This is a genomic window from Kribbella sp. NPDC051587 (genome assembly GCF_044453945.1).
Classification (GTDB): Bacteria; Actinomycetota; Actinomycetes; order Propionibacteriales; family Kribbellaceae; genus Kribbella.
On sequence record NZ_JBITDE010000018.1, the window covers coordinates 70,300 to 95,452 of the forward strand.

Below are 25,153 nucleotides of genomic sequence, written 5' to 3' on the forward strand. Positions count from 1 at the left end.
ACCGCCAGGGTAATCGGCATGTCACCGAATGTCACCGCCTGGTGTTGCGGGAGAGCCCCCTTGGGAGGAGGTGCCTGCTATGCGCAACGGCGAGTGGCACTGACATCCACACCCCCATTCCCCATCCGTTGACCGTCGAGGGTCAGGCCGGCGTGTGCGCACGCTGTGCCCGGGTGAACCCCGTGGCCGCAGCCGTGGCCGCGATCACCCCGAGCACGCCGGCCGCCGCCACCACCGCAGCGGGCCGCCAACGGTCCGCCGCCAGCCCGGCCAGCAAGATCCCGATCCCCTGCGCAACGATCATCACGGTGCGGGCCAGGCCGAACGCCTGGCCCCGCTGCCCGTCCGGGACCGCCTGCACGAACATCACGTTCGCCTGCAGCTGGTAGGCCGAGAACAACCCCGACACGAACCACAGCGCCACCGTCACGACCAGGCCCGGCTCGACGACACAGCCGATCAGCGGGGCACACGACCCGATCGCCAACGGCCGGATCAGCCGGACCCGCACCGCCGGGTCCTGCCGGGTCAGCAGCAGCATCCCCGTCACCGTCCCGGCCGGATTCGCCGCCAGAAGCAGCCCGGCAGCCACCGGCCCGGTGACGGGCCCGGCAGGCAGCGCCGCTGCATAGGGGACGGCGAGGCCTTCGACGGTGATGTAGAACCCCATCAGCGACGCCAGCATCACCAGATACCGCAGCCGCCGATCGCCCCACACCAGCCGCGCGCCCGCGGCGATCTGCGCCATCCAGGCCGGACGCCCCGCCGTACGGCTGTCCACGGGGTAGTCACGGATCCCGAACCCGATCAGCGCGGCCGACACCGCAAAGGTCCCCGCGTCGACCAGCAACGTGTCGCGTGCACCGAGGGCAGCCACGAGGTTGCCGCCGGCAACGAACCCGGCCACCTGCGCGAACTGCGACGTCATGTTCGAGATCGCGCTCGCCTTCACGTACGGCTCATCGGTCAGGATCGACGGCAGCAACGCCGCCCGCGCTGCCTGGAACGGCGAGGCGAACAACTGCACCACGACCAGCAACCCGCACAGCACCCACAACGGCGCACCAGGAACAGCCATCACCGCGACCAACACCATCCGCGCCAGGTCGCACACGATCATCACCCGGCGCCGCGAGAACCGGTCCGCCAGACCCGACAGCAACGGCCCCGCCACCAGGTCGGGCAGAAACGTCAACGCGTACGTCAACGCCGACAACCCCGCGGATCCCGTTCGGTCGAACACCAGCACAGCCAGCGCCACCCGGGCGAGCTGGTCGCCGGCCACGGACGCCAGCTGCGCGAACCACAACGCACGAAACTCCGCCACCGCGAACACATCGCGGTAGGTCGTCTTCGGTTCTGCTGGATCCTGACCGGGCTGCGGGGCGGGCCGGCGAGTCACCACCTCACGGTATCCAACAATCCGTCGCGTCGGCGCGTACCGGCTAACGAGCATCGGTGGCGCGGGAATCTCGCCGGACAGTGCACCGGGCGCGAAACGCCGAAATAGCCTGCAGAACCTCGGGATGGACCTCGACATCTGCGCTGCTCACGTCACACCTCCAGCCCTCTCGTCCCACCGGCCGCCTTCGAGGCCGCGCCCATTGAGCTGCCAGTAGATCACTCGGCGGGACGACTGGCGGCGTCGCTCGGACCGCCCCACTCCTGCAGCAGCCTGGCCTCGTTCACCTCGAACGGCTCCATCCCCACCGCGGCCCGGCGCGCCGCCAGACCCTCCGGATCTTCTATGGGCTCTGGAACGAGCGCGCGCCCGTCATCGGTCGACGTGAACTGTGTCCCGTACAGCTGCGGCCGGCTCGCCCGGACCCTGACGCGGTCCTCCAAGTAGCCGAGGTACTTCGGCGAGGCCTCACCAGCCTCAACGGCCTCGCCCATCAGCCGGTGAAACAGAAGCTGGGTCTCCGGATCGGCGTCGGCGTGCTGCGCTAGCAACCACGCGTTGGTCGCCGCCTCCTCACCGATCTCGGACCGCTTCGGCCACCCGTCCTCATCGACGAGCTCGGCGAGCCAGCGGGTGTTGTCGGCATCCACCGCCCGCACCGCGTCCCATTCCTCTTTCCTCGGATTCTCCGACCAGCCCTCCACCGCGCTGCGTGCCTCCTGATCGCGGGCTGCCCGGCGCTCGAGCTCGCTGCGGAGTCGCTCAGGTGTCATCGGCACCCGCGGACCTTCCGGGCCCCATTCCACGAACCCGTCTGCTGTCGCGGTGATTCGGGCAGTGCCGCCGCTGCGGATGAGCGCTGCCTGGTCCAGCTCGATCGAACCGCCTTGCGCCGCGGCCACCTGCTCGACGACATGTGCAACGAGGCCCGGGGAGTCCTTGTGGACGAGGTGGCCGGCAAAGTGCGGGACCACCAAATGGCCTGACCACCGGCTCGCGAGATTCAGTTGGTGACGCTGCCACCAATGGTCCATGTCCACCATGGTGAGCGGGCGGTAGTCGTCGACGTCCTTGACGGGCAGCCAGCGCCAGATCGCCGAGCTGATCACCACGGTCGGGACCGGTTCGGTCGGACCGTGCTCGAACTCGCTCAGCGTCGCCGGGTACGAGATCCGGGATGCCTCGCCGTCTCGCCCGTCGATCAGCACGAGCTTGTCCTTGTCCAGTGCCGTATGCAGGGTCGGGTCACTGGCATCCACCAGCACCAGGCCCCTGACGTCGTCGGGCCACAATCGCGCGAACGCATCCACGATGAGCCCGCCGATGGAATGCCCTACAAGCACCAGCGGACCGTCCACGCCAGCCAGCTGCAGGAGGTTGAGCAGCTGCTTCGCGCTCCAGCTGACCGGCTGCGGATCCCCTGCGGCGGTCGCCTCGTCGACCGCCCCGCTGCTGCCGCAGCCGGCCCGGTCGTAGATGAACGTCGACGACCCAGCGGGCAGGCGGCCGATCACCTCGTCCCATCCGGTTCCTGAGCCGCCGAGCCCCGACACGAACACGATGCACGGTGCATCACCGTCGACGTACCGGTACGCCAGCTCGATGCCATCGACAACGCAGGTCTGTCCTAGGTCGCCCATCTGAAGCCCTTCTCGCTGCTGAACGCGTGAAATTGCACGAAGTGAGCCTGGCACGACCCGGCCAGTCCTGCGCGCCGAGCGTCTGTCGGCGCCCACCCGTCGCCCTGCGGGTACTGCGACGCGCTCGGGTCTGACACACACGCTGGCCGCACAGACAAGATGGCTGGGCGTGACGCAACCGAGCCGAGCTCGCCGTGAAACCGGAGTCGTCAACAGGTGTCCTCGCGCGGCCGCGGGAGTGACACTGGGGCTGTGGGCAACTTATCGCCCGGACTGGCCGGGCCGGTCGCGTTCGAGCTCGCCAAGGCGGTCGAGCAGCTGCCCGGTGAGCACGCGATGCCCGGCGGTTCGCAGTTCGAGTTGAAGTGGGACGGGTTTCGCGCCGGTGCGGTCATGGCCGGCGGGCGGGCCCGGTTGTGGTCGCGAAATGGCAAGGACTTCACGGCGAAGTTCCCCGACGTCGCCCAGGCGCTGGCTCGCCAGGTCGGCGTCGACTGCGTCCTGGACGGCGAGCTGGTGGTGTGGACCGGTGAGCGTATGGACTTCGACGCGCTTCAGCTGCGCAACGTCAGCTCGGCCGCCAGCGTGCGTACCGAGCTTGCGCCAGCCCGTCCGGCCTCGTTCGTCGTGTTTGATGTCCTCGCGGTCGACGGCACCGACATTCGCTCCATGCGGTGGTCGACGCGCCGCAGGCGGCTGGAAGCACTGGGCGCGAACTGGCGTCCGCCGCTGCAGCTGTCGCCGGTCACGGCAGATGCCGCCGAGGCGCGGGAATGGCTGGACGCGTTCAAGGCCAGCGGGGTCGAGGGGCTGGTCGTCAAGGGAGCGTCGACCAGGTATCAACCGGGGCAGCGGGCCTGGTCCAAGTGGAAGACGAGGGACACGACCGAAGCCGTTCTGGGAGCCGTCACCGGGTCGCTGCAGCACCCGGAGACGCTGATCGTGGGCCGGTTTCGAGGCAAGGTCCTTGAGGTCGTTGGTCGCACGACCAGGCTGAAGCCCGCCCAGGCCGCCGCCGTCGCGGCACTGCTTAAGCAGGCCGGGGCACGGCATCCGTGGCCGGACCAGCTCAGCACCCGCTGGGGCCAGGGCAAGACCGCGATCGTGAAGGTCCGGCCGAACGTCGTGGTCGAGGTCTTGGCCGACACGGCGATGCAGGCCGGTCATTACCGGCACCCGCTGCGGTTCCTTCGCCACCGCACCGACCTCACGCCGGCTGACGTCGAGAAGCTGCCCACCGACTGAACCGCGCTGCCGCCTCAGCAATGTCCGACAGCGCGGCTGCTGTCGGCTCTATCTGCCGAAGATGAGGGACCTGAACTGGTCGCGAATCGCCATGAGCGGTTCGCGTTCGCGCGTGTAGTAGAGCTTGTTTGTCAGCAGGGTCGCCCATCTGCCCGCCGTGGGACAGATCCACATCGCCGTGCCGGTGAAGCCGTAGTGCACCCAGACATCGTCGGCCGGAGCGGTCACGGGAGCTGGCTGCCAGAAGTAGCCCCGTTCCGCGTCGAGGTTGCCTGTCTGGACTGTGAGCGACTCGCTCACCCAGTCTGACCCGAAGCCCGCCGTCGTCTCGTTGCTGGCCTGCAGCATGTGCTGCAGAAACGCCCCGAGATCTGCTGCGATCGAGAAGGCACCGGCGATACCGCAGACGCCGAGCAGGCGAGCAGAGTAGTCGTGCGGCGTCCCCTTGATCCGGGCACCCGCCTCCGGGTCGAACTCCGTCGGTGCACAGCGCTCGACGACGCCGGCGGGAAGCGGACCGAACTGGGTGGAGACCATGCCGAGCGGCGCCCAGACCCGGCGCGTCACGAACTGGTCCAGCGGCTCACCGGATAAATACTCGGCGAGGTAGCCGAGGATCAAGGCCGCGCGGTCGGTGTACTCGACGGCCTGGCCCGGCGGCCGGTGCAACGCCTCCGCCAGCACACCAGTCCTGATCGCCGCGCGATCAGTGCCGTACAGGTTCTTCAAGTTCGCCCGCAGCGGCAAGCCCGCGGTATGGGTCAGGAGCTGGTGCGCTGTCACCTGTCCCAGTTCGTACCCTGCGACGTCGGGCCAGAACGAGTCCAGACGCCGATCGAGGACCAGCTGCTCGGCCGCGGTCAGGACCCCGATGGATGCCCAGACGGCCAGCACCTTCGTGAGGCTGGCAACGTCGAAGACCGTGTCGTCTCTCATCGGCTGATCGGGCCGCTCGGGATCCAAGACACCCACCGCGCCGCCGACGCTGGCACCGTCCACGTCGCCGATGCGCCAGACGGCTCCGGGGAAGACCCGGTCGCGGCAGCCAGCATCGAGGAGCTCTACGACGTCGTCAGCGCTGATCATGCAAAGTGCCCTGTCTCGTGGATGAGTGATTGCCGATCACCCTAGTGATCGAACCCGGGCTGCCCCCGAATGGCATGGCCGGGAGGCTACGAGCTCGCGGCCGAGCTGGGTCAGTTGCTCTGCGGTCCGGGCGAGCGAGTAGTTGGCGGCGTTGGCTCGGCCGCCGGCCCGCAGCTCTGCTCGCAGGTCCGCTGAACTTCTGAAGGTCTCGAGCGTCTTCGCGACGGCTGCGGGGCTGGTGAAGTCGGTGGGAAGGGCTGAGTCCCCCAGCGCGTCGCGCAGCCCGGGAACGGGCTGGTAGATCACGGGCAGGCCGCAGGCCTGGGCCTCGAGTGCGACCAGCCCCATGGCCTCGATCGTCGTCGACGGCATGACAAGGACGTCGTGGCCGGCGAATGTCTCCCACAGCTGCGGGCGGCTGAGCCATCCGAGATAGCTGAACGCGATGCCGGAGCGGTCGAGCTCCGGTGCCAGGTTGTCGAATTCGCCTTCTGGCGCCGCGATACTCAGGTGGACATCGCGGACGCCGCTCAGCGAGCTGACCAGTCGGCTGCCACCCTTCTCGGCGCTCAGCCGTCCGGCGTACAGAAGTCGCAGGACTCGATCGGGAGATGGAGTTGTTGCCGGCGTCGCGGTGTGCAGGTGATCGGGAATGCCCCAGGCGATGTGGTGGATCCTGGCACTGTCGACCCCGGGAGCCAGACGCCTGAGCCGATCGGCCATCGCGCCGGTCGGCACGACGATCGCATCCGCACGGGCGGCGGTATCCCGCAGGACCTGCAGCTGGTCGGGGTGGGTCTCGGCGAACAACAGATCGGTGCCGTGCACCAAGGCGATCTGTGGATGGTGCGGAAGGGCTGCGCGCAGTGCCGGGGTGCCACCGAAGGCCAGGTGCTGCAGATGAACGACGTCGACCGCGTCCGGGGCGAGGTGTCCGGTCAAGGCGTGCGTCAGCCGGTCGACGTACTGCCAGAACCGGCGTCCTTCGATGCATTTGCCGTCGACCGGCAGCAGGCCGACCCCGGGTGGCGCAGGCGACTGGGCGGCGATGGGCTGCAGCATGAATGCAGTGGCGTCGATCAGCGGCGCCGTACCGGCGTACAGGTCGAGGAAGAGCTCGACACTGCCGCCGGGACTGCCCACGGGCAGATCAAGACACGTCGCGGCGCGGATCCTCGCTGCTGCAGACGTCATTGTGAGGAGCCGATCTCCTCGTAGAGCCGGGAGATGTCGATACCGCTGGTCGCGGCGTACTTCAGGCCGTGGCGCTGGTAGCTGGCGGCAGGTCCGAAGGCTCGCAGGAACACGAGCTTGCCGAACGTCATGCCCGCGTACACCCGGACTCGTTTCGCCACACGGATCTCGAGCGTCCATTGGATCCCGTGGCCAACGTGGCCCAGTGGCGCGGAGACGTGGACCCAGATGCCGAGGGCACCGATCGTGCGGTCGCCGTTGATGAGCTGGGCGTAGTGCTCGGAGCTGGTTTTCTCCAGGGTGTGGCCGAGGTACAGCACACCGGGTTCCAGGAGATAGCCGTCGGCGGGGACGGTGATCTTCTGGGATACGTCGGTCGGTGTGGCCGCGTCGAGGTCGCCGCTGCAGATCCACAGCGTGTCCCCGAGGCGCCAGTCGTAGGCGTTCGACGACAACCTGGCCGGGTCGAACGGATCGATCACGATCTCCCCAGCGGCGGCGGCTTCGGCGATCGCCGCCCCGGTGAGGATCATGACACCCCCACCGGGCGGGAGTCCCACCACGACCGTGAAGCCTGTGGTCCGGTGGCGGCTTGGTACTTGCCGGTGTACAGGTCCACCGCGCCGGCAGCGACGAAGAACATGATCTGCGCGATCTTCATCCCCGGATAGACCCGCACCGGACGCACCGGGCTCAACATCAAGGTCCACTGACCGTGAAAGCCCAGGTCGCCGATCGGCGCGGTGATCTCGACGAACAACCCGAGCCGCCCGACCGACGAACGGCCGAACAACAACGGCACAAACTGGTCCGATCCGACCTGCTCGATGGTGTGACCCAGATACAGCTCGCCGGGCTGCAGGACGAACCCGGACTCGTCGATCTCGATCGAGGTCGTCGGATTGCGAGTGCAGGCGTCCAGGACCTCGTTGGTGTAGGTCAGCAGAGTAGGCCCGAGGCGCACGTTGTAGCTGTTCGGGTTGACCTGATTGAGGTCGAACGGCGTGATCTGCAGACGGTGGTCCTTGGCCGCGGCGGTGATCTCAGGACCGGTGAGGATCACAGGGCGCCTCCTTCCGGGATGGCGGGGCCGGCCCCGGTCAACACGTGACACACAGCGCCGCCCAGCGTCAGTCCCGCAGGCCCGTGACAGTGGACCTGGAAGGTTTCGGCCAGATAGCCGGTCATCAGCGCGGTATGGACAGGAGAGGGCAGTTCGGCGGGCGCTGTCAGGAGAGGCCCGGCACGGTCGGTGAGTTGCTGCAAGACCGTCTGCACGCCGCCGTTGCGGTACGGCAACGGCGTGTGGACGAGTTCGTTCGCGAACGGCTCGACGGCCAGCAGATCGGCCAGCGTCAGGACTTCGCCCAGTTGGACCGTGCGCAGGGCGGGCTCGTTGAGGATCACCGGTAGATCGCTGCGCCGCTCATGCAGCCAGGCGACCACCGCGGTCAGGAGTTCGCGTGGTTCGACCGTCCGATTGCGCCAGGGCTCGAGGATGGTGCCCATAGGAGCGGTCAACCGGCTGTGCAGGTTGGTGATCTGGTCGGCGATCGGCGCGAATCGTCGCGGGACCGGTGCTGGCGAGTCGGCCAGCAGACTGCGCGCGGTCCAGCCGGCTGGGGTGGGCTCGGCCGCGGCGTAACCGCGGCCGAGCTCCGGGCCTTTGACGACCAACGTTCGCCCCACCCGCAGTGGGCCGTACTTCGGGCTGTGGCAGTGTCCTGAGAACACGACCGAGACGAACGGGCATTTGGCGGCGAGCAGCTGGTCGGCGGTGAAACCGCTGTGCGACAGCACGATCCAGTCCTGGACATCGAGGTTGCGGCCCCGAAGCTCCCACAGCGCCGCCGCAGGATCGAACACCCGATGCGAGGCTCTTTCCGCCAGCGGGATCGCGCTGAACGCCTGCGGGCTGATGACCGCGGTGACACCCACCGTGCGGTTCCCGATCCGGGCCTTGTGGAACTGGCGGAACAGCCACCTCCCATCGGTGTCCACGGCGTTCGCGCACACCGTCAGCTCGCGCAGCTTCGGCTCGAAATGGTGGCTCCAGCCGTGGTTCCCGGGCGCGATCACGTCGTAGGCCGACAGCAGCAGCCGGCGCTCGACGTCGCCGCGGCCGAGCGAGTAGTAGCCGGTGCCTTCGAAGAAGTCACCGCAGTCGACCACCAGCGAGCGCGGTCGTTGAGCGTGAAGGTGACCCATCAACTGCCCGGCTCGGTCGAGGCTGGAGTGGAAGTCGGTCGTCGCGACGACCTGATCGAGAACCCGGGTCGTCACTGCTCATCTCCGGCGATCTCGGCGCCCAGCCAGCGCAGCTTGCCCGGCAGATCGGGGTGCCCTCGGCGAAGCTGGTCCAGGCCGGTGATGGTCGTCGTACCGGCCGCGGTGAGGCCGGCGATCAGGAGTGCGGAGCCGGTACGGATGTCGGTTGCTTCTACGCGGGTGCCGGTCAGCTGTTGAGGACCGGTCAGGCGGCATCTGGTCGGTGACAACTCCTCGATGGTCGCGCCGAGCCGGGCCAGCTGTGGCAGCAGGTTGCCGTGCCGGCCCGGGTTGATCTCGTCGGCGAAGACATGGGTACCGGGAACGCTGAGCGCCAGCGCCATGAGCGCTGGCTCGAAATCGGCATCCAGGCCATCAGGGTCGAGCGTGGCCACCGCCTCCAGCAAAGATCGCTCAGGCCTCGCCGTGTCGGCGATCACGAGAGCGTCGTTGACGGCTGCAGCGGGAATCCCCAGGCAGTTCAGGGCCGCGACCATCGGCATAAGGCCCTCGCTGTCGACGCCTTCGATGCGGCCGGTGCCCCCGGTCGCAGCGATCGCGGCCGCGATCGTGCCAGCCTCGATCTTGTCGCCCGGGACATCCCACGTCAGCTCCGTGGTCGAGCCATACACCGGTGGGACCACTGTGACAGCCTCCGGGCTGACCTCGATCCTGTAGTCGGCCGTTCGAAGCGCGGCCAGCATGCCGGTGAACTCAGGTGACAGATTCGGATTCTCCAGCCGCAGCCGCTGCCGCCCGACCACCGCACGCAACACAGCGCAGACACTGGCGCCGCGGGATCGAAAGGGCAGCCGCACCGTCAGCGGCTCGGTGGATGCCGACTTCCGAACCCGGTACCCCGCGATGTCGCTGTCGACCTGGTCGCCGAAGGCCCGGTAGACGTCGAAGTGCAGATCCATCCCGCGATCGCCGATACGGCAGCCACCTGGCAACGGCAGCTGGGCAGTGCCGTACCAGGCCAGCAACGCTGGGACGAGGTAGTACGAGGCGCGGATGCGTGCAGCCTCCGGCAAATCCGGGACCAGCACGGACAGGAGGTTCGGCTTGATCTCGAGGTGGCCTTTGCGCCGTGCCACCGCGAAGCCGCTCTGCTTCAGCAAGGCCGCCATCAGCTGTACGTCTGTGCTGCGTGGCACATTGGCCAGCTTGACCGGCCGGCCTACCGCCGCAGCCGCGGCCAGCAGCGGCAATGCGGCGTTCTTGGAGCCATCTACGCGCACGGTGCCCGACAGCGGACGACCGGACCTCACGGTCAAGGTCGTGCGGGGATGAGTCCGGAGATCGAGTGTCACAAAGCCTCCACGGTGGGCTGGGTCGAAGGTCTGGAAGGGCACCGACCGGTCATGGCCGATCAGGGTGGCTGGACGCGGGAGCCTGCACGGTGCTGGAAGAGCCCGCCGGGTGAGGGGGTGGTGTCGGATCCAGGTCGCAGTCGCGATCGCGCGTGACTGTCTGGGCAGCTGCAAGACCGAACAGGGCCGAGGCAACGACGATGATCAGGTCCAGCGTCCACAGGTCACCGGGTGGCAGGTGATCGTGGATCACTACCTGGCCGCCCGCGGTAGGTCCGGGCAGTCGCCGGCACCGCGTGAAGCGACGCTGCCTGTTGGCGTGATCATCTGGTCCTCTTGGTCGGTATTTCTGTTGGTTGGTGGTGTCGATGCCCGAAGCCGTCCCCTGTGAAGAACTGATTCCGCAGGGGACGGCTGGGCCACGCTGGGGCCGCCCGCCCCAGGGGTGGAACGGCTGGCGCCCGAGCTCGAGTGGGTACGGGTGCACCAGCCGGCTGGCGGGGAGTCCCCAGTCCCGGTGAGCTACCAGGGGTTCTCGGGGCAGGACTGGGGACTCCGCAGGCGACGGGGCCGAGCCGATCTCCAGCGCAGATTGAGGAAGCCACGCGTGGGGATGGACAGGCGCTCTCGGCCCCGTCGGATCATGGTGGTGTCGAGGTATTCAGGATCTGGACTTTGGCCGCGGTCAGTTCAAGGCGTTGCGCCGTGCTGAGGTCTGCTTCGCTCGAGACCACAACTGCTGCCGCCTCCAGGCGCTCAGCCAGGCTGACCAGATGCTTGAATCTCGATGGTTTCCCATCGAGTTCCTGGCGCACGATCGGGCCCAGCGCATAGCCCTCACGCGCCGCGAACTCAGCGAACCTGCGGCTGACGGCGTCTTTCTCGGTCGCCGTCATGAGGAACGTCTCCTTGTAGTAGCCGATCAGCAGCGGGCGGGTGCGATCGGTCACCTCAGTTGTCTCCTGCCGCCAAGGGATCCGCAGAGATACCCACGCGATCGTTGGTGACCTTCAGCCCCGCGAACCGCCGACGCATGGCCTGCTCGTACCGGGCGGCCAGCGCCGGCTCGGCGACGTACTGGGCAATGACGTGCTCACCGAACCAGACCCTGACCCGGCGCCTCTCGTGCCGGTCGGCATCGACCGCTGCCGGGGTCACTGGCCGTTCACGTCCTCGGCCACGTCGCGGCAGAAGCCGCGCATCCCCGCCAGGCCGAGCACGTACATCACACCGCATACGACTTCGTACAAGTGCATGTCTTCTCCCCTGCCGTTCAGTCCGGGCCAGCGATCACGACAGACGCGCGCTGCTGGCCACTCAGCGCGATCCAGGGCCGGCCCTGAGATCGACCGGTCTCGACCTTATCACGCAACTCGTGTTCTTGCAGTGACTACGAGTAAACAGAGCTCGGCAGACGATTACCTGGGGCCGGAACACCTATTTGTTGAGGACGGCAACGGACACGCTTCAGGCGTGAATCCAGGAGTGAGCGACTAGAAATGTGCCAGCTGCACCCAAAAACCTGGTGCGATTCACCTTGCTTTTGCCGCTGGCACACCCCAACCTGGTCAGGTTGACGGAGAGTAGGCGGGGATGAGCACAGCGCAGGGACAAGGCAGCGACAAGGCCGCGCGGACGACTCTGCGCCACAAGCTCATGAACCAGGGCATGACAGTCGACGACATCGCTGCCGAGTTCCGTAGCCGCTGGGGATTCGGAACGCTCGCGTCGTACCGGCACGCCTGCGGCCTCTCCCAGGGTGAAGTCGCGGCGCGGTACAGCGCGGCGGACGAATCCCTTCCAGCCTCTGACTACACCGCGATCTCCAAGCTCGAGCGATGGCCAATGCCGGGGCCGGGCGTCAAACCCCCGACGATCTACAACCTCGTACTCCTGGCACAGGTCTACAACGTCGAGCCACACCGGCTGCTGACCGCGACCGAACTGGACCAGCTGCCGGCGCGAGACCGGATCGTCCTCACCGCGATGCGCGCACAAACCACCGAACCGGTCGCCGCACTGCCGCCCGCCAGGCAGGACGTTGTCCGTTCCATCGGCGACGGCGACTTGTTGCCGCCTCTCGAGCACGACATCCGGCATCTCCTGCGTCAGCTACCTGGCCAAGATCTTGGTCCACTGCCGCCGCACCTCCTGGAATCGATCGACCGGGTTCGCCGTAGCACCGATGACCTCCTGGCGGCTGGAACGGTCAACGGTTCCAGAATGGAACTCATCGAAGACGCCGTCGAACAGCTCCGCCGCGACCACATCCACCATGCCCCGAACAAGATGCTGGCCGCGCTCCTCACCGAATTCCTGGGCGTTGTCGACCTCACCAAAAAGAACCAGACCGCACATATCCGGCTGCGCCTCGCAGGCGCTGCCGCACAACTCGCCACCCTGACCGCCGACAGCCTCATGAAACTCGGCGAGACCCACGACAGCCATCGCTGGTACCGCACGGCCCGCCTTGCCGGCGACGACACACATGACGTCGCGCTGCGAGCGCAGATCCGCGCCCAAGAAGCCATGCTCCCCTACTACTACGGCGATCTCCCGCGCACGATCCGCTTAGCGCAGGAAGCACAGGGCATCGCAGGCGATCTCGCCTGCGCCGCAGCCTGCCTGGCGGCCGCCGCCGAAGGCCGCGCCTGGGCGCGGCTCGGCGACCACGATCAGGCCGAGCAAGCAATGGGCCGCGCCCAAGACATCTTCAGCCAAATACCGGACCCCGACAGCACCGATGCATTCACCTTCCCGGAACGGCGCCTGCTGCTCTACCTGTCGGGAGCGTTGACCTACCTCGGCGAGCCGGATCGGGCCGAGCCGATCCAAGATCGAGCCCTTCAGCTGTACTCCCGGCAAGGAGCCGGCTTCACCCTCGACCCCACCCTCATACAGCTCGACCGTGCGGCCGGCCTGGCAACCAGCGACGCGATCGCTGCCTGCGAGCTGACTCAGGAGACACTGGAGGCGGTGCCCGCCGGGCACCGGACCCAGATCGTTCTCACCCGAGGAACCGACGTGCTCTCAGCCCTCCCCCGCAACGCACGGGCCCTGCCAGCAGCCGCCGACCTGCGTGAAATGCTCGCGCTCACCGCGGCCCCGTAATGACCTCGCTGATCACCGAAACCACCTTCACCCCCGAGACCACCTGGCACGTCCTCACCGACGTGTGCCGCCAAGCGGCCATCGACACGACCGATGCAGTCATGCTCCGTCACCAGACCAACGCGGTCTACTTGCTCCCCCGCAGCGAGATCGTCGTCAAGATTGCACGCCCCGACGAACAGCTCGAGAACCTGAACCGCACCCTCGCACTGGTGCGCTGGATGGTGAGCCAAGGCATCCTCACCGTGCCACCGACACCTCACCAGCAGCCGCTGGAAAGCGCGGGCTGCCTGGCAACCTTCTGGCCTTATGTCACCCAGCAAGACCAGCCCCCGATCACCGCCGGTGATCTCGGCCGCCCGTTACGTGCCCTGCACGCCCTGACTCCGCCGATGGACCTTCCACCGATCGACCTCATCGACGGCATACGGACCTCGATCGCGACCAGTCGCATCCTCACTGACCTAGACCGCCAGTTCCTGACAACCTACAGCGACCATGTTGCCGCCGCAGCAGATTCACTCCACTACGAACTGCCGCCCGGTCTGATCCACGAAGATCCTCAGCACCACAATGCACTCCGGATGCGGCAAGGCACTGCCCTGATCGACTGGGACGGCGCGTGCATAGGTCCACGTGAGTGGGACCTGGTCACCATCGAGATTCACTGCAGGCGATTCTTCCCCGATCCACACGAGTACAGCCGATTCGTCGAGGCCTACGGAATCGACATCCGATCCTGGCAGGGCTATCAGACCCTGCGCGATCTTCGCGAACTCCGCATGATCACCACCAACGCACGCAAATCGGCACCCGACACTCCATCAGCCGCCGAGGTACACAACCGCATCAAACAGTTGCAACGCGGAGAGCGCGAGCTCCACTGGAACCGGCTCTGACACACCAACCCAGTACGCCGGCCGCCCCATCTCGTCAAACCGGGGGCGGCCAGCACCAGCTACCGAAATTCCCAACCCGTCAGCCTGCGGTCCAATTCCACGGACGATCGCCATGCAGACCACGCAGGCACTCAATCCTCCGAACCACCTCGTGCCGGATGCCCGGATCTTGGTCGGCCTTGTTCGCCAGCCAGCTGGTCATCCTGAGCTCGCGGACGTCGCGAAAGATCGGGTAGTTCTCTCCCGCGATCACGTCGTGGCCGTACGCGGCGACGAACTCGCCGTACTCCTGATCGCCAAGCCAGCCACAGGTGTTGTAGCTCACTGCCTGCAACGTCAGATCCCACTCACGCGGACCGATCGAGAACCGCTCCAGATCCCACACCAAAACCACACCACTCGGGGTGGCGACGATGTTGCCGCTGTTCGGGTCACCGTGTAGAACCGCTGTGCCGAGCCCGACCTCCGGCGGCCACTGCTGCCGCAGCTCATCCAACCGTTCGAGCAGGAACTTTTTATCTGCAGACTCCAGCGGAGCCGCGTCAATCCGTTCCGCAACCTGCACGAACGGCTGAACCTCCTCCAGCTCCGGTGCCGAGTCGACCGGAATCGCATGCAACCGCACCAAGACCTCAGCAACCTCCGCGGCAGTCGCCGAGCGATGCTGAGGGACCCGCTCCCAAAACGTCACCGCATACGGCCCCTCGTCGACGGCGTCACCAATCGCGGAGACCGAGGGAATATCCGTGGATGCCAGCCATCGGGAGACTGCCACTGACCGGTGGGCAACTGGCTGCTGTCTGGGGAAGCGAGAGACCTTCGCAATCACCTGGTCGTTGACTGCGATCGTGGCGCTATCGCCGAGGCTCAGCAGCCGTGGAGCGCACAGCTCGACTCCCGCGCGATCGGCAGCGGACTCGAGCCGAGAAAGCTCGGCCTGCGGGATCTGACCGGTCACGCCGGGACCTGAGTAAGTCGGGCAATGTCTCGGCGCAGACCGGCGACGTCGCTGTGCTTCTGATGCGGCTTTGCCGCGGTGTGGAGCTCACGCATGTAACTGCGGACCCGGCCAGAGCGCAGTGATTCAGCAGCGCTGACCGCCTCAATTCCCTGCTGCACGCCCTCCGCCGGATCCACCTGCATCCACAGTGCAGCGCTCTTCAGGTGGCAGAACGCGCGAGCTCGGTTGTAGCCGGCCGAGTGACTGGCCACCGCGTAGCCCAGCTGATCCAGTGCGGGCTCCGGCGCCGCTCCGGCCAAGGCCAGGTCCGCCAGGCTGTGGCCGGCGTCGCCGGCGAGCTCGGCGCGGTCGAAGAACTCCATCCAGGCGACCTGGGGGCGCTGACGCGGGTCGTAGGCAGCGAACAGATCCTCAGCGTCACCGATCGCCCTCAGGGTGTCTGATCGTCGGCCGAGCTTGGCCAGTGGCCGGGACCTCACGACGTTGAGCATCGACTGCTCGGCCTCTGGCAGCCGATCGGCACGGACCTGGGCGAGCTCGATCGTGCTGAGGGCGTCGTCGTAGTGGCCGAGGAGGAACTGGTGCCGCGACATGGTCGACAAGACGACCGCTCGGAGGCTGTGGTTCTGGGCCTGCTCAGCGCAGTGGACGGCGAACCGGAAGTAGCGCTGGGCGACCTCGTGGGCCCCGCAGTCAACGACCATCCACGCGAGCACCTGAGCCAGGTGTCCTACGGCGCTGTGAAGGTCGTCGCGGACCCCCGGCTGGGTAGCCCGAGCATCCAGCAGCCGTGCGGCCCATTGCAGCTGCCCGGCGACGGCGTGAATCGACAACTCGCCGCCGACACTGCGGTCCCACGCCTTGAATGCGCGAATGCTCTGGGCGATGTGGTCGACATCCGACCGGCCGACTAGCGCGGGCGCCTGATCCGGAAGGTCAATGCTGGCCAGGAAGTCGGCGGCTGAGGAGCCTCCGATCAGGCCGCCGGCGACGGCTGGGCCGAGGGAGAAGAAGCTACGGCGATCCACGGGGGCGGTGTCCTGTTCCGGGGCAGAGCGGCTGCTGTAGAAGCCGAGTTCGGCATCGGAGCCAGCCCCCAGTTCTGCCCCCATCGCCTGGCGGTATGCCTCCGCGGGCCAGGTAATGGTTCCGCGCTCGAGCTTCGAGATGTAGTTCCCGTCGAGCGGCGGATCCAACCTAAGACGCCGCGATACCCGCTCCGCGAGCTCGGCCTGCGTCAGGCCCATCGCGCGGCGGGCATCCCTCAGCTTGAGGTTGCGTTCGCTCTGTGCGGCCACTTCTTGACCTTCCCCGTACGCCACGCTTTTCCACCATAGGCAGATGCCGGTGCTGGAACCAACGCGTGGCCGTGCGAATCCTCCCAGTAATCCTCCCAGTAAATCTCCCAGTAATCCTCCCTCCCGGCGCGCTCTGACGGCCGCGAGGCTGATCACGATGTGAAGTCGCTTTGCTACATCCGGGTGGCCTCGCCGCTGTCCGGCCCGCTCGCGCACCCAGCACCCGGCTCCTGAGGAGGTCAGATGAAGGTTCGAACCAGCCGAACGCCGCCCGCCCGCTCGGTATGAGACATGCGCGAGTGTGGGACGCCCTCCTGAGATCGCTGAACCGCCGTAAGGCCAGGTGGTGGAAGCGGCTCAACGACACGTTCCGCCGCCTGGGCGACGAAGACCCCTGAGCCGGTGGCGGCGCCGATCCAGCAGGGATCAGGTCTGACGGACTGGAACCTGTCAGCGCCACCACCTTTGGAGCCCCCGGCAGACCATCTGCTCTCCCCCTGTGGAGTGGATTGCGCCCATTCCCTCAGCGGGCAAGCCGGGGGCTCCTCCCCCACCAACCCCCGACCCGAAAATGGCGAAAGGTCCCGCACGATGCCGGACGAATCCATCCCGCAAGGAGCGCTGCGCGTGGGTGGTGTGCGCCTCGACCAGCCTGCGACCGCTCGACTGTGGAACCTCGCCGGTGGCGGCAAGGGCCACTACGGCGGGGACCGGGGCTTGTACGACGAGATCACCAAGGTGACTGCGGTCTTCCCCCATCTGGTGGCCTCGAGCCGGCGCTTCGTCGTAGGTGCAGCCGAGCACCTAGTCGCCAAGCTCGGCATCACGCAGTACATCGACCTCGGCGTCGGTCTTCCGCTCGACGCCTCCAGCTTCTACAGCAGCCCCGGCAACCTGCACAAAATCGTCCAGTCGCTAACGCCGAGCGCGAAGGTCGTGTACGTCGACCAGGACCCGATCGTCCTCGCCAATGCCCGCGGGCTGCTGGCCGAGAACGATCGGGTCCTCGTCGCTGATGGCGACATCTTCGAGCCAGCCGAGCTGCTACCCCAGCTCAAGCAGACGGCATTCCTGGACTGGGACAAGCCCATCGCGCTCTTCTGCACCGCCGTCCTGCACTACCACCCCGGCACCGCGGCCGACGTCACAGCAACGATGCAGACCTACCTCGACGCCCTCCCGGCCAGATCCTGCACGGTCATCACGCACTTCCTCGACCAAGAAGATCCGCAGTACGACGCCGCCGTACGGCAGGTCGAGAAAGTGCTGACGTCCAGTGCCATCGGCGCCGGGTGGTTCCGCACGAAGACCGACCTCGAGGCGATGTTTCCAGATCAGGAACTGGTTGGCGCCGGAGTCCAGCCGTGCCACGAGTGGTGGCCCGAGCTCAAGCCAGCTGTCACCGACAGCTGGATCCAGGACTATATCGGCGGCGGGATCGGCCGGAAGAGAAGCGGCCGCCGATGACCAGAATCCAGCGAGAAACCGAACCAGCGAGAGACCGCAACGGGTGGCCACCCGGGATGGAAGACACCCTTCAATATCCGCATAGTGCCTGGCTGTGGAACTACGCCGCAGGTTGGGGCAGGAACAACTTCCCGACCGAGCGCATGCTGGGAGACGAGCTCAACCGGGTTGGTCCCGGCATGGTGTTCAGCCAGATTGTTGCAGCGAACGCGGCGTTCGTGTTCCGGGCGGTCAGTGAACTTCATGACCAGGGAGTCAAACAGTTCATCGACCTGGGACCGGGGATCCCCGCGAATGCTCGTGAGGAGCTGCCCACCCATCCCAAGAGCCTGTACGGGACAGTTCTTCGCGACCACGATGATGCACGAGTCGTTTACGTCGACCACGACCCGCTCGTCCTCACGCACGCTCGCGCGCTACGCGACGTCGCCGGGCAGGTCCTGGTGATCGAGGGTGACATCTTCGAGCCCAAACAGGTCCTGGATCACGCCGACCTCGAGCAGTTCATCGACCGGGACAAGCCGATCGGGCTGATCTGCACCGGAGTTCTGCACGAACACTCCGGTGCTGTCGCCGAGGTCGCCGAAGTCATGGCCACCTACGCTGACTGGCTTCCGGGTGGATCGTTCACGGTCATCTCGCACCTGCTCGACACCGAAGACAAACACACCAAGGACATTGTTGAGCCCCTGCAGCAGATCCTTCAGGGTACGACCGGCCGTTGCAGGTTCCGCACCCTCGCCGAGATCGTCAGCCTCTTCCCTCAACAGGAACTTCTCGACCCAGGTGTGGTCCGCTGCCGTCAATGGCGCAACCCGGATTACAACGAGCTGCTCGCCGGGCAGGACTGGATAGGCATCGCTGGCGGAGTCGGCCGAGTCCTCGACCCCAGTGGGCACACGTGAGCAACGGTACGGCCGAGGAGCAACAGCGAGATCAGGCCTTGCCAACCCGGAAAGACAACCGGCAGCAGAACCCGCGATCGAGAGACCGGCCGACAACCTGGCTGCCGACCTGATGAGACTGCTTCGTCCGTCGGCCGACCGCTGAGCACTCCCGCACCGATGCCACGACCTCCCCCGCAAGCCTTTAATGTACAGCACTAAAGCTGTATACTAATACTGATCGGAGTCCTACAGAGGAGGGCCACGAATGACAGAGATTGAGCCGCTCGCGACGCACTACTTCGCCGCCGATTGGGACTGGGATGCCAGCCGTGGGCAGTACGCCGTCATGTACGGTGCCGTCCGTTTTGGGCCGCCCGGACGCTCTGGAGCAACCCCGGTCGTGACCCGAGACGTCCTGGAGACGATCGCCCTGCGGGAAAACCACCGTAACCATCTGGTGCCGGAATCCGACCAACTCGTGTGGGTCGGCGACCAGGTGTGTGCGCGTCGAGAAGGCGACCCTGGCGCCGATATCTGGATCAGTCCTGGAGCCGACGGCACCTTCGATCTTGCGCCGCTGGACTACGTGTGGACGCGGATCGAGTGGGACGACCTGTGCGACGAACCGTGTGCCGACGAGGAAGGCCAGTAGAGCCGTGGAGGCGATGCGCTGGTTCGTCTGGGTCAACCTGGCGGTCTTCGGCTGCGCAGCCTTCGTAGCGTTGATCGGGACGATGCACGCAGCATGGCGTCTCTTTACGGGGCTGGGATCCGAACATGAGGTGGACTGCAAGATTGGGCATCTCGCACTGGTGTGCATGGGTCTTGTGATCAACCTCGCGATCGCGCACGACTTGCTCGGCAAATGACCCGCGACCGGTACAGACCGGATCCCTTCCGGAATGGCTGCGGCCGCCCTGCCTCGGCAGCCTTCGTCCCGCCGCAAGCCCGACGGTGTAAAGCCGGCACCGTCACGGGGCAGCGGACCGCTCACACGGTAGAATGGTCACAGACGAGAGGAGTAGACCGCATGGCGATCCAGACCGACGGCCGCATCAGCGACGCCGAGACCGCTCAGCGCGCCGCCGCGGTCGAGTCCGTCCGTCACAGCACCGAGCTTGAGCACGGCCGTAGCACGGACGCTGGCCGAGCTCTGCAGGATGCCTGGGCCGCCGGCGAGCTGACCCTCGATCAGTACGGCGAACGCCTCAAGGCGCTGTACGGCGTTGCCTGATTCCGCCGACGAACTGCAGCGGCAGCTGCAAGCTGCCGACGACCCGTATCTGGACGAACGCTGGGGCGTGCTCGCCAACAAGCTCGGGGCACGCACCCAGCACGATCTTGATGCTGCCGAGCACGACTTCGCTGAGTTCCGTGCCCTCGAATTGCTTGCCAAGCCGATCCGGCCGTCGTTCGACGAGGACCATCTGCGCGCGATCCATCGGTACCTGTTTCAGGACGTGTACGAATGGGCCGGTGAGCCCCGTACGGTCAACACCAGCAAGCCTGACGATCCGGCGGCGTTCTTCCCGCGCCAGCTGTTCGACACCGGCGTACCGGCAGTCTTTGGGCAGATCGCCGAGCGCAACTTCCGTCCAGACATGCCGCAAGACGAGTTCGTCAACAAGCTGACCCGCACCTATGACGAACTCAACCACCTTCATCTGTTCCGCGAGGGCAACGGCCGCACCCAGCGAATTTTCCTGAACCAGCTCGCTGCCCGCTCCGGCTATGCGATCGACTGGAACGCCGTGACCGCCGAGCAGAACGACGCGGTCTGCCGCGCGGCCGGTCACGGCGATCGCCAACCCATGAAGGCCATGCTCGAAACCGTGGTGCAACCGGCGCCGCGAGTGCAACGCCCGGCGCGAAATGCGCAGCGGCACCGGTTGCTGGAGCGAAACCGGCAGGCCAGCCCCACGAACGATCCGCAGCCCGAGGACCAGTCGGCTGCACCGAAGGCCAGGCTCGCCGATCGCGCACGTGCCTACGTCGACCAGCAGGACCGGACGGCGCAAGAACGAAGCGCCGCCACGAAGCGGCTGCCCGCCGTCGACCGGCCCGCGACCTTGGGTGGACCCGAGCGCCAGCAGTAGCCCTTCCAGGTAAGGGGATTTCGGCGACTCGGCTTGTGACGACCGCGCTGCCGTGGATGCGGATGTCGGCGCTGGCAGTCACAATGGTGCTATGGACACTTTCCGGGTAGTGCGGGGCGGGTTCCTGCTTGCCATGGTCTTTGTGGCCTTCGGCGGCATCCTGACCTCGACCCGGTACGCCGCAATCTTCCAGCTGGCCGTGATTGCCACTGCGGTTGTCCTGGTCGGTGCCGTGCTCGGCGTTTTGATCCGGGCGGCCGCCGTTCAGCGCCGGCCACACGGCATCGGGGTCGCTGTCTGGGCCGCGGTAGCGGCTGGACTCGTCACCGTCGGCGCCCTGACCCGTCCTGGACTCACCCTGGTGGTCACCGGCATCTCGCTGGTCGTTGGACTCGGCACCTACTTGAGCCGCCGGCGCGTACCCGCTTGACGTGTGGACGCACCCGGCCGCGAGCTACAGTCCCAGTTCGCGGCTGGGCGGCGAGGGGGCAAGTGTGACGCCGAGATCCTGGGTGGCTGGGTGTTCGGCGTCGACGTAGGCCTGGGCCCGATCGCGCAAAGACATTGCCGCCGGATCTAGCTGCGCGCCGACGGGAGGCTCGTCCTGGTGCGCAGACAGGTTCTGTACCCGGTCGCTCGGGGTGTCGGCTCCTGGCTGGGTCTCGGTCACGCGGACCAGGTCCCCGTCGATGGGGTCGATGGCCCATTCGTCACTGCTGTAGACGACTCCGGAGAAGACGAACTCGCCTGCTTCTTCGAAAGAGATGTCGCCGGGGGCAGTGTGCGACCAGCGCTGCTCTTCTGTCAGTGGTTCCGACTTGAAATAGTCGTCTTCGATGGCCCGGTTGCGCCGGTTGATGTCGCGGTGGGCGTTGACCATGTCGGCTGGGGCCAAATGGTCAAAGTCGTAGTCGCCAAAGGGTGACGGTTCGGCGGTAGGGAAGAACTCGGTCGGCAGCCGCAGCCCGTAGGAGGCTGCAAGGTGCGAACCATTGAGGCACCATCTTTTGAAGTCGCTCGCCGACGTGATGCCCCACTCCTTGAGGGCGCGCTCTGACTTTAGGACCCACGTGGGAGGGTTTCTGGCGCGCTCGATCTCGCCTTCGAGGCGTTCACGAACTGCCAGATAGATCGCGGCGCGGTCGGCGTCGCTTGTTGCTGCCTGCTCGTTGAGCCAGTCGTATCGCTGCTGGACCTGCGGCTCGAATTCCTCGGCGATCATATGGCCTCCCGTCCTGTGCTGGGTTCCTCGGCGGCTGTAGTCGCAGTTGGTTGCGTGCGGCACCGACTTCGCTGCGAAGTTCGCGAGTACTCCGCCGGCGGCATCTTTCGGATCTGGCGTGGATCTACAGGTCGTCGCGAGATGACAGAGTCGTGTCCCGCGCCGTCAGCGGTATCACCATCGATCGCTATCGGCGACGCGCTCGTAGGTCCCGGCGGGGAAGTCGCCTTCCAGGTAGAGGGCGCTGATGTCGTCACCGGCGGGGAGGCGGACGTCGGCGGCGATGTCGATGGCAGCCACGATCTGCTCGCCGTTCATGCTGCCGCCGGGCCTGTCCTGTGTGGCGATCACGACCAGCCGGTCGTCAGGCACCGTCAGCGCGACTTCGTCGGGAACGCCCAGGGCGCGGACGAGGTCGCGTACCGTCTGCGGCGGCCCGAATGGCTCGTGCTCGAAGCTCTCGTACTGGGTCATCAGTTCTCCTGCTCTCCGGCCTGGGCGTCCGGCTCCTGTGGGCCGGAGGCAACAAGGCGGCAGAGCCAGTGAGGAGCGGGTATCAGTGCCAGCAGGGCGTCGTCGCGGCTGCTCCAGTAGCTGATCCAGGTGGCCGTGTCGCGGTGGGCGATCCGGCGGGTAACCTCCGGAACGCGAGTGGCGGCCGCGTCGGCCGGACCGCGTTTAAGGTGCTCGAGCAGCCCTTCCAGGTGCTCCGGCGCGTGGTCGCGAAGCCGGATGAGATCGTGGACGCCTGCGCGGCAGATCTTCAGGGCAAGCGCCGTGCGGAGCTGGTCGTCTTCGAGGGTACTCAGTTCTGCTCTCTTGAGCCGCGGGGATGCGTTCCGCAACTGCAGCTCGGCCGCGAGATCGAGATCGATACTTCCCACGGCCGCGTCGGCGAGCTCCTTGCCGAGGTCACCGGGGAAAATGACTGCCTCGGGTCGGCGGTTGCGCCCGAACCACAGGGGCCCGGTGGCAGTGTCGTCGCGCCACTGGCTGAGGATGCGTGCGATCGACCGGTTGATGGACTGCACGCTCGTCACCCGCCCAATCGGCGCGGCATCCAGGCCGGCGATCATGCCGGGACCTGCGTGACCTCGGGGTCGACGTACGCCGCCCCTGTCTTCGTACACACCTGTTCCATCACGCACTTTGCGATCCCGTACTTGGAAATGCGGTCTATGCAGTTCGGCAGCCAGCGGTCATGCCAGTTGATCGGGTCGCTGGTGGGTTTGCTGTTGCGATGGTAGGCCTCGGTCCAGGCAGCGACCAGAGCTGAGATCTCTTCAACAACCGCCGGGTGATGTCTCCAGCAGACGGCGTCAGCGACCGTCATGTAGGTGTGTGCCTGGCCGCCTGAGTCACTATCAGCCAGCGGGCCCACGTAGGTCGCGCGGATCCAGTCCCAGCGGTCGGCAACGTAGGCGAGGTAGCTGGCGCGCTGATCAGGATCCTCATGCAGCGCAGTCCAGGCCGACGGCTTCTGCGTCATCGTGTTGGGTTCGAGCAGGACGTCGAGCGCTTCCTCGATGTCAGCGAGGCGCGCCTCGGTCGTACGTTCGTCGCTCATCGGCGAGTCCCCTGCGCGATCTGATCGTCATGGTGAAGGCGGAGCTTGACCTTGGTCACCGGCAGGTTCCGGTACAGCATCCAGGCGGTGCCGACCGGAATCTGGGGCACGTCGCTGGCAGGAAGGACCGGCTCCCAGGTCTTCGAGGTCGACGTCGACGTGCCCTGCTGGGATTGGCTGGTGGAGGTCTGGGTGACTTGCTTGCGGCCGGCGCGGGCCTCGAGGTAGTTCCAGATCTCTTGCTCGTCGATCCCGGGCAGGTAGACCCGCGTGGTCGCCGTGGTCCGGATCGCCTCGGCCGCCTCTTGCCCCCAGCGCTGCTTGAGCTGCGAGAAGGTCTGCGTGATCACGGCCAGCTGGATGCCGCGGCCGCCGGAGTCGGCCATGTGCTGCGGCAGGCTCGGGAGCGGTGCGATGTTCGCTACCTCGTCCAGGACGCACCGCAGTGGTGGCCACAAGAACCCGCCGCCGCTGCCACCTGGGTGGGTAGCTGGTTGCTGCGACCGCATCCGGGCCGCGACCATGACTTCCTGGACCAGCATCGTGAACAGCGGTGCCGCGGTCGCCTCCGCGCCCTCGGCTGCGATCAGGTACAGGCTGTTCGCGGTGTCGAGGAACTGGGCCGGGTCGAAGCTTTCCTCCGCGGTGGCCGTCATTGCTTCGACGACCCGTGGCGAGTTCAGCGGTTCGAGGAGATCTTCCAGGGTCAGTTTGATCGAGTCCACCGACTCCCCCGCCCGGGAGGTACCGACCGACTTCAGCGCGGTGGCCCACTCGTGGCGGCCGTGACGCTGCAGGATCGCGACCGGTTCGGTGCTGCCCAGCTGGTTGGTCCACATCAGCAGGTCGGTCACGGGCCGATTGCCCAGTGCCGCGGCACACAGCAGCCGGCTCAGCACGCCTCCTGCTTTGCGGTTGAACCAGTCGCCGTTCTTCACGTTGCCCATCGGCTGCGCTGCAGCCCATGCTGCGCCGCGCCGGGATGCGACCTCGGGGTCTTCACATCCGATGATCGGGTTCCAGCGCAGTGGACGGGTGCCTTCTGCGGCGGAGCCTGCGATGCCGTCGAGGTCGAACAGCCACACCGTGCCCTTCGGCAGCCGTGATCGTGCCGTCGCCTTGAGGACGTCGGACTTGGTCGAGGTGACCACGACCGGTCCGATCGCGGACTCGGTCATTGGGTTGGCGAAGAACAAGGTCTTGCCCGATCGCGGCGGGCCGATGACCAGCACACCGTCCTCGTGCTGGATGTACAGGGCGACGTTGCCGTAGTCGGCGAACGTCACGCAGCAGACACTGATGTCTGTGACGCCGGACAGTTGCGGGATCCGCTGACGGGCCGCCTCGGCCGCGCTTTTGGCTGACAGTGCGGGTTTGAGGTCGCGCCACGTCGCCAAACCGCCCTTGCCCGTCTGGCTTGCCTTCTCCTGATACCGCGCGAACCAGATGGCACCTACGGCCAGGGCCAGCGCGAGCGCGAGCAGCGGCACGCTGCTG

At 66.8% G+C, this 25,153-nt stretch carries 27 protein-coding genes; 10 read left to right on the forward strand and 17 right to left on the reverse strand.

The genetic code is table 11. The annotated features are described in order from the left end of the window. Positions 1-142: 142 nt before the first annotated feature. Together ACIA49_RS38885 and ACIA49_RS38890 are read right to left on the reverse strand one after the other, a co-directional pair. Entirely contained in the window at positions 143-1,402 is a 1,260-nt protein-coding gene (locus tag ACIA49_RS38885; protein WP_396383305.1) for an MFS transporter, read from the reverse strand. Between the two features lie 218 nt (positions 1,403-1,620). Further along, positions 1,621-3,042 carry an alpha/beta fold hydrolase gene (locus ACIA49_RS38890; protein WP_396383306.1) on the reverse strand — a complete coding sequence of 474 codons (1,422 nt, stop codon included), beginning with the start codon at positions 3,040-3,042 and terminating at the stop codon, positions 1,621-1,623. Positions 3,043-3,294: 252 nt separating this feature from the next. Between ACIA49_RS38890 and ACIA49_RS38895 the strand changes: the two genes are divergently transcribed. Next, positions 3,295-4,287 carry an ATP-dependent DNA ligase gene (locus tag ACIA49_RS38895; RefSeq protein ID WP_396383307.1) on the forward strand — a complete coding sequence of 331 codons (993 nt, stop codon included), beginning with the start codon at positions 3,295-3,297 and terminating at the stop codon, positions 4,285-4,287. A 48-nt stretch (positions 4,288-4,335) separates the two neighbouring features. On the opposite strand, the gene ACIA49_RS38900 is transcribed toward ACIA49_RS38895, so the two are convergent. The 8 genes from ACIA49_RS38900 to ACIA49_RS38935 all read right to left on the reverse strand — a co-directional run bounded on the left by ACIA49_RS38900 (position 4,336) and on the right by ACIA49_RS38935 (position 11,306). Continuing rightward, positions 4,336-5,373: a serine hydrolase domain-containing protein gene (locus ACIA49_RS38900; RefSeq protein WP_396383308.1), complete on the reverse strand. Its 1,038-nt coding sequence runs from the start codon at positions 5,371-5,373 to the stop codon at positions 4,336-4,338. A 36-nt stretch (positions 5,374-5,409) separates the two neighbouring features. Beyond that, the gene (locus ACIA49_RS38905) at positions 5,410-6,567 is read right to left on the reverse strand and encodes a glycosyltransferase family 4 protein (protein WP_396383309.1); all 1,158 of its coding nucleotides are present in this window, start codon (positions 6,565-6,567) and stop codon (positions 5,410-5,412) included. Then, positions 6,564-7,100 (reverse strand): dCTP deaminase domain-containing protein, encoded by a 537-nt coding sequence (locus tag ACIA49_RS38910; RefSeq protein WP_396383310.1) that lies wholly within the window; start codon positions 7,098-7,100, stop codon positions 6,564-6,566. Before ACIA49_RS38910 ends, ACIA49_RS38905 begins: the two co-directional genes overlap by 4 nt. Continuing rightward, positions 7,097-7,630, reverse strand: a complete 534-nt coding sequence (gene dcd, locus ACIA49_RS38915; RefSeq protein ID WP_396383311.1) for a dCTP deaminase — start codon at positions 7,628-7,630, stop codon at positions 7,097-7,099. Before dcd ends, ACIA49_RS38910 begins: the two co-directional genes overlap by 4 nt. Next, positions 7,627-8,850 (reverse strand): metallophosphoesterase, encoded by a 1,224-nt coding sequence (locus ACIA49_RS38920; RefSeq protein WP_396383312.1) that lies wholly within the window; start codon positions 8,848-8,850, stop codon positions 7,627-7,629. Before ACIA49_RS38920 ends, dcd begins: the two co-directional genes overlap by 4 nt. Then, positions 8,847-10,148: a UDP-N-acetylglucosamine 1-carboxyvinyltransferase gene (locus tag ACIA49_RS38925; RefSeq protein WP_396383313.1), complete on the reverse strand. Its 1,302-nt coding sequence runs from the start codon at positions 10,146-10,148 to the stop codon at positions 8,847-8,849. The genes ACIA49_RS38920 and ACIA49_RS38925 overlap by 4 nt, the downstream gene beginning before the upstream one ends. A gap of 641 nt (positions 10,149-10,789) precedes the next feature. Continuing rightward, on the reverse strand, positions 10,790-11,098 hold the full coding sequence (locus ACIA49_RS38930) for a hypothetical protein (protein WP_396383314.1): 309 nt from the start codon (positions 11,096-11,098) through the stop codon (positions 10,790-10,792). A gap of 1 nt (position 11,099) precedes the next feature. Then, positions 11,100-11,306 (reverse strand): hypothetical protein, encoded by a 207-nt coding sequence (locus ACIA49_RS38935; RefSeq protein ID WP_396383315.1) that lies wholly within the window; start codon positions 11,304-11,306, stop codon positions 11,100-11,102. 435 nt (positions 11,307-11,741) lie between these two features. On the opposite strand from ACIA49_RS38935, the gene ACIA49_RS38940 reads away from it, so the two are divergent. Together ACIA49_RS38940 and ACIA49_RS38945 are read left to right on the forward strand one after the other, a co-directional pair. Further along, complete coding sequence (locus tag ACIA49_RS38940; RefSeq protein ID WP_396383316.1) at positions 11,742-13,259, forward strand: hypothetical protein; 1,518 nt, start codon at positions 11,742-11,744, stop codon at positions 13,257-13,259. Continuing rightward, complete coding sequence (locus tag ACIA49_RS38945) at positions 13,259-14,158, forward strand: phosphotransferase enzyme family protein (RefSeq protein WP_396383317.1); 900 nt, start codon at positions 13,259-13,261, stop codon at positions 14,156-14,158. The genes ACIA49_RS38940 and ACIA49_RS38945 overlap by 1 nt, the downstream gene beginning before the upstream one ends. 79 nt (positions 14,159-14,237) lie before the next feature. Here the strand turns inward: ACIA49_RS38945 and ACIA49_RS38950 are convergent, their stop codons facing one another. Both ACIA49_RS38950 and ACIA49_RS38955 read right to left on the reverse strand, forming a co-directional pair. Next, the gene (locus tag ACIA49_RS38950; protein ID WP_396383318.1) at positions 14,238-15,116 is read right to left on the reverse strand and encodes a phosphotransferase family protein; all 879 of its coding nucleotides are present in this window, start codon (positions 15,114-15,116) and stop codon (positions 14,238-14,240) included. Continuing rightward, on the reverse strand, positions 15,113-16,417 hold the full coding sequence (locus tag ACIA49_RS38955; RefSeq protein ID WP_396383319.1) for a multiprotein-bridging factor 1 family protein: 1,305 nt from the start codon (positions 16,415-16,417) through the stop codon (positions 15,113-15,115). Before ACIA49_RS38955 ends, ACIA49_RS38950 begins: the two co-directional genes overlap by 4 nt. A gap of 591 nt (positions 16,418-17,008) precedes the next feature. On the opposite strand from ACIA49_RS38955, the gene ACIA49_RS38960 reads away from it, so the two are divergent. From ACIA49_RS38960 to ACIA49_RS38990, 7 genes are all read left to right on the forward strand, one after another. Next, positions 17,009-17,884, forward strand: coding sequence for an SAM-dependent methyltransferase (locus tag ACIA49_RS38960; RefSeq protein WP_396383320.1), 876 nt, complete (start codon positions 17,009-17,011; stop codon positions 17,882-17,884). Between the two features lie 56 nt (positions 17,885-17,940). After that, positions 17,941-18,789, forward strand: a complete 849-nt coding sequence (locus tag ACIA49_RS38965) for an SAM-dependent methyltransferase (RefSeq protein ID WP_396383321.1) — start codon at positions 17,941-17,943, stop codon at positions 18,787-18,789. A 247-nt stretch (positions 18,790-19,036) separates the two neighbouring features. Continuing rightward, positions 19,037-19,423 carry a hypothetical protein gene (locus ACIA49_RS38970; protein ID WP_396383322.1) on the forward strand — a complete coding sequence of 129 codons (387 nt, stop codon included), beginning with the start codon at positions 19,037-19,039 and terminating at the stop codon, positions 19,421-19,423. Positions 19,424-19,427: 4 nt separating this feature from the next. After that, positions 19,428-19,640: a hypothetical protein gene (locus ACIA49_RS38975; RefSeq protein WP_396383324.1), complete on the forward strand. Its 213-nt coding sequence runs from the start codon at positions 19,428-19,430 to the stop codon at positions 19,638-19,640. A gap of 161 nt (positions 19,641-19,801) precedes the next feature. Continuing rightward, a complete protein-coding gene (locus ACIA49_RS38980; RefSeq protein WP_396383325.1) occupies positions 19,802-20,005 on the forward strand; it encodes an antitoxin VbhA family protein in 204 nt (67 codons plus the stop codon). 67 nt (positions 20,006-20,072) lie between these two features. Further along, positions 20,073-20,867 carry a Fic/DOC family protein gene (locus tag ACIA49_RS38985; RefSeq protein WP_396383327.1) on the forward strand — a complete coding sequence of 265 codons (795 nt, stop codon included), beginning with the start codon at positions 20,073-20,075 and terminating at the stop codon, positions 20,865-20,867. A gap of 91 nt (positions 20,868-20,958) precedes the next feature. Continuing rightward, entirely contained in the window at positions 20,959-21,297 is a 339-nt protein-coding gene (locus ACIA49_RS38990; protein WP_396383328.1) for a hypothetical protein, read from the forward strand. 24 nt (positions 21,298-21,321) lie between these two features. Here ACIA49_RS38990 and ACIA49_RS38995 read toward each other — a convergent pair whose 3' ends face one another. The 5 genes from ACIA49_RS38995 to ACIA49_RS39015 form a co-directional block, all read right to left on the reverse strand. Next, positions 21,322-22,089: a hypothetical protein gene (locus tag ACIA49_RS38995; RefSeq protein WP_396383329.1), complete on the reverse strand. Its 768-nt coding sequence runs from the start codon at positions 22,087-22,089 to the stop codon at positions 21,322-21,324. Between the two features lie 174 nt (positions 22,090-22,263). Further along, on the reverse strand, positions 22,264-22,563 hold the full coding sequence (locus ACIA49_RS39000) for a hypothetical protein (RefSeq protein ID WP_396383330.1): 300 nt from the start codon (positions 22,561-22,563) through the stop codon (positions 22,264-22,266). Continuing rightward, positions 22,563-23,165 (reverse strand): hypothetical protein, encoded by a 603-nt coding sequence (locus ACIA49_RS39005; RefSeq protein WP_396383332.1) that lies wholly within the window; start codon positions 23,163-23,165, stop codon positions 22,563-22,565. Before ACIA49_RS39005 ends, ACIA49_RS39000 begins: the two co-directional genes overlap by 1 nt. After that, positions 23,162-23,656, reverse strand: a complete 495-nt coding sequence (locus ACIA49_RS39010) for a hypothetical protein (RefSeq protein ID WP_396383333.1) — start codon at positions 23,654-23,656, stop codon at positions 23,162-23,164. Before ACIA49_RS39010 ends, ACIA49_RS39005 begins: the two co-directional genes overlap by 4 nt. Then, complete coding sequence (locus ACIA49_RS39015) at positions 23,653-25,146, reverse strand: type IV secretory system conjugative DNA transfer family protein (protein WP_396383334.1); 1,494 nt, start codon at positions 25,144-25,146, stop codon at positions 23,653-23,655. The genes ACIA49_RS39010 and ACIA49_RS39015 overlap by 4 nt, the downstream gene beginning before the upstream one ends. Positions 25,147-25,153 lie beyond the last annotated feature (7 nt).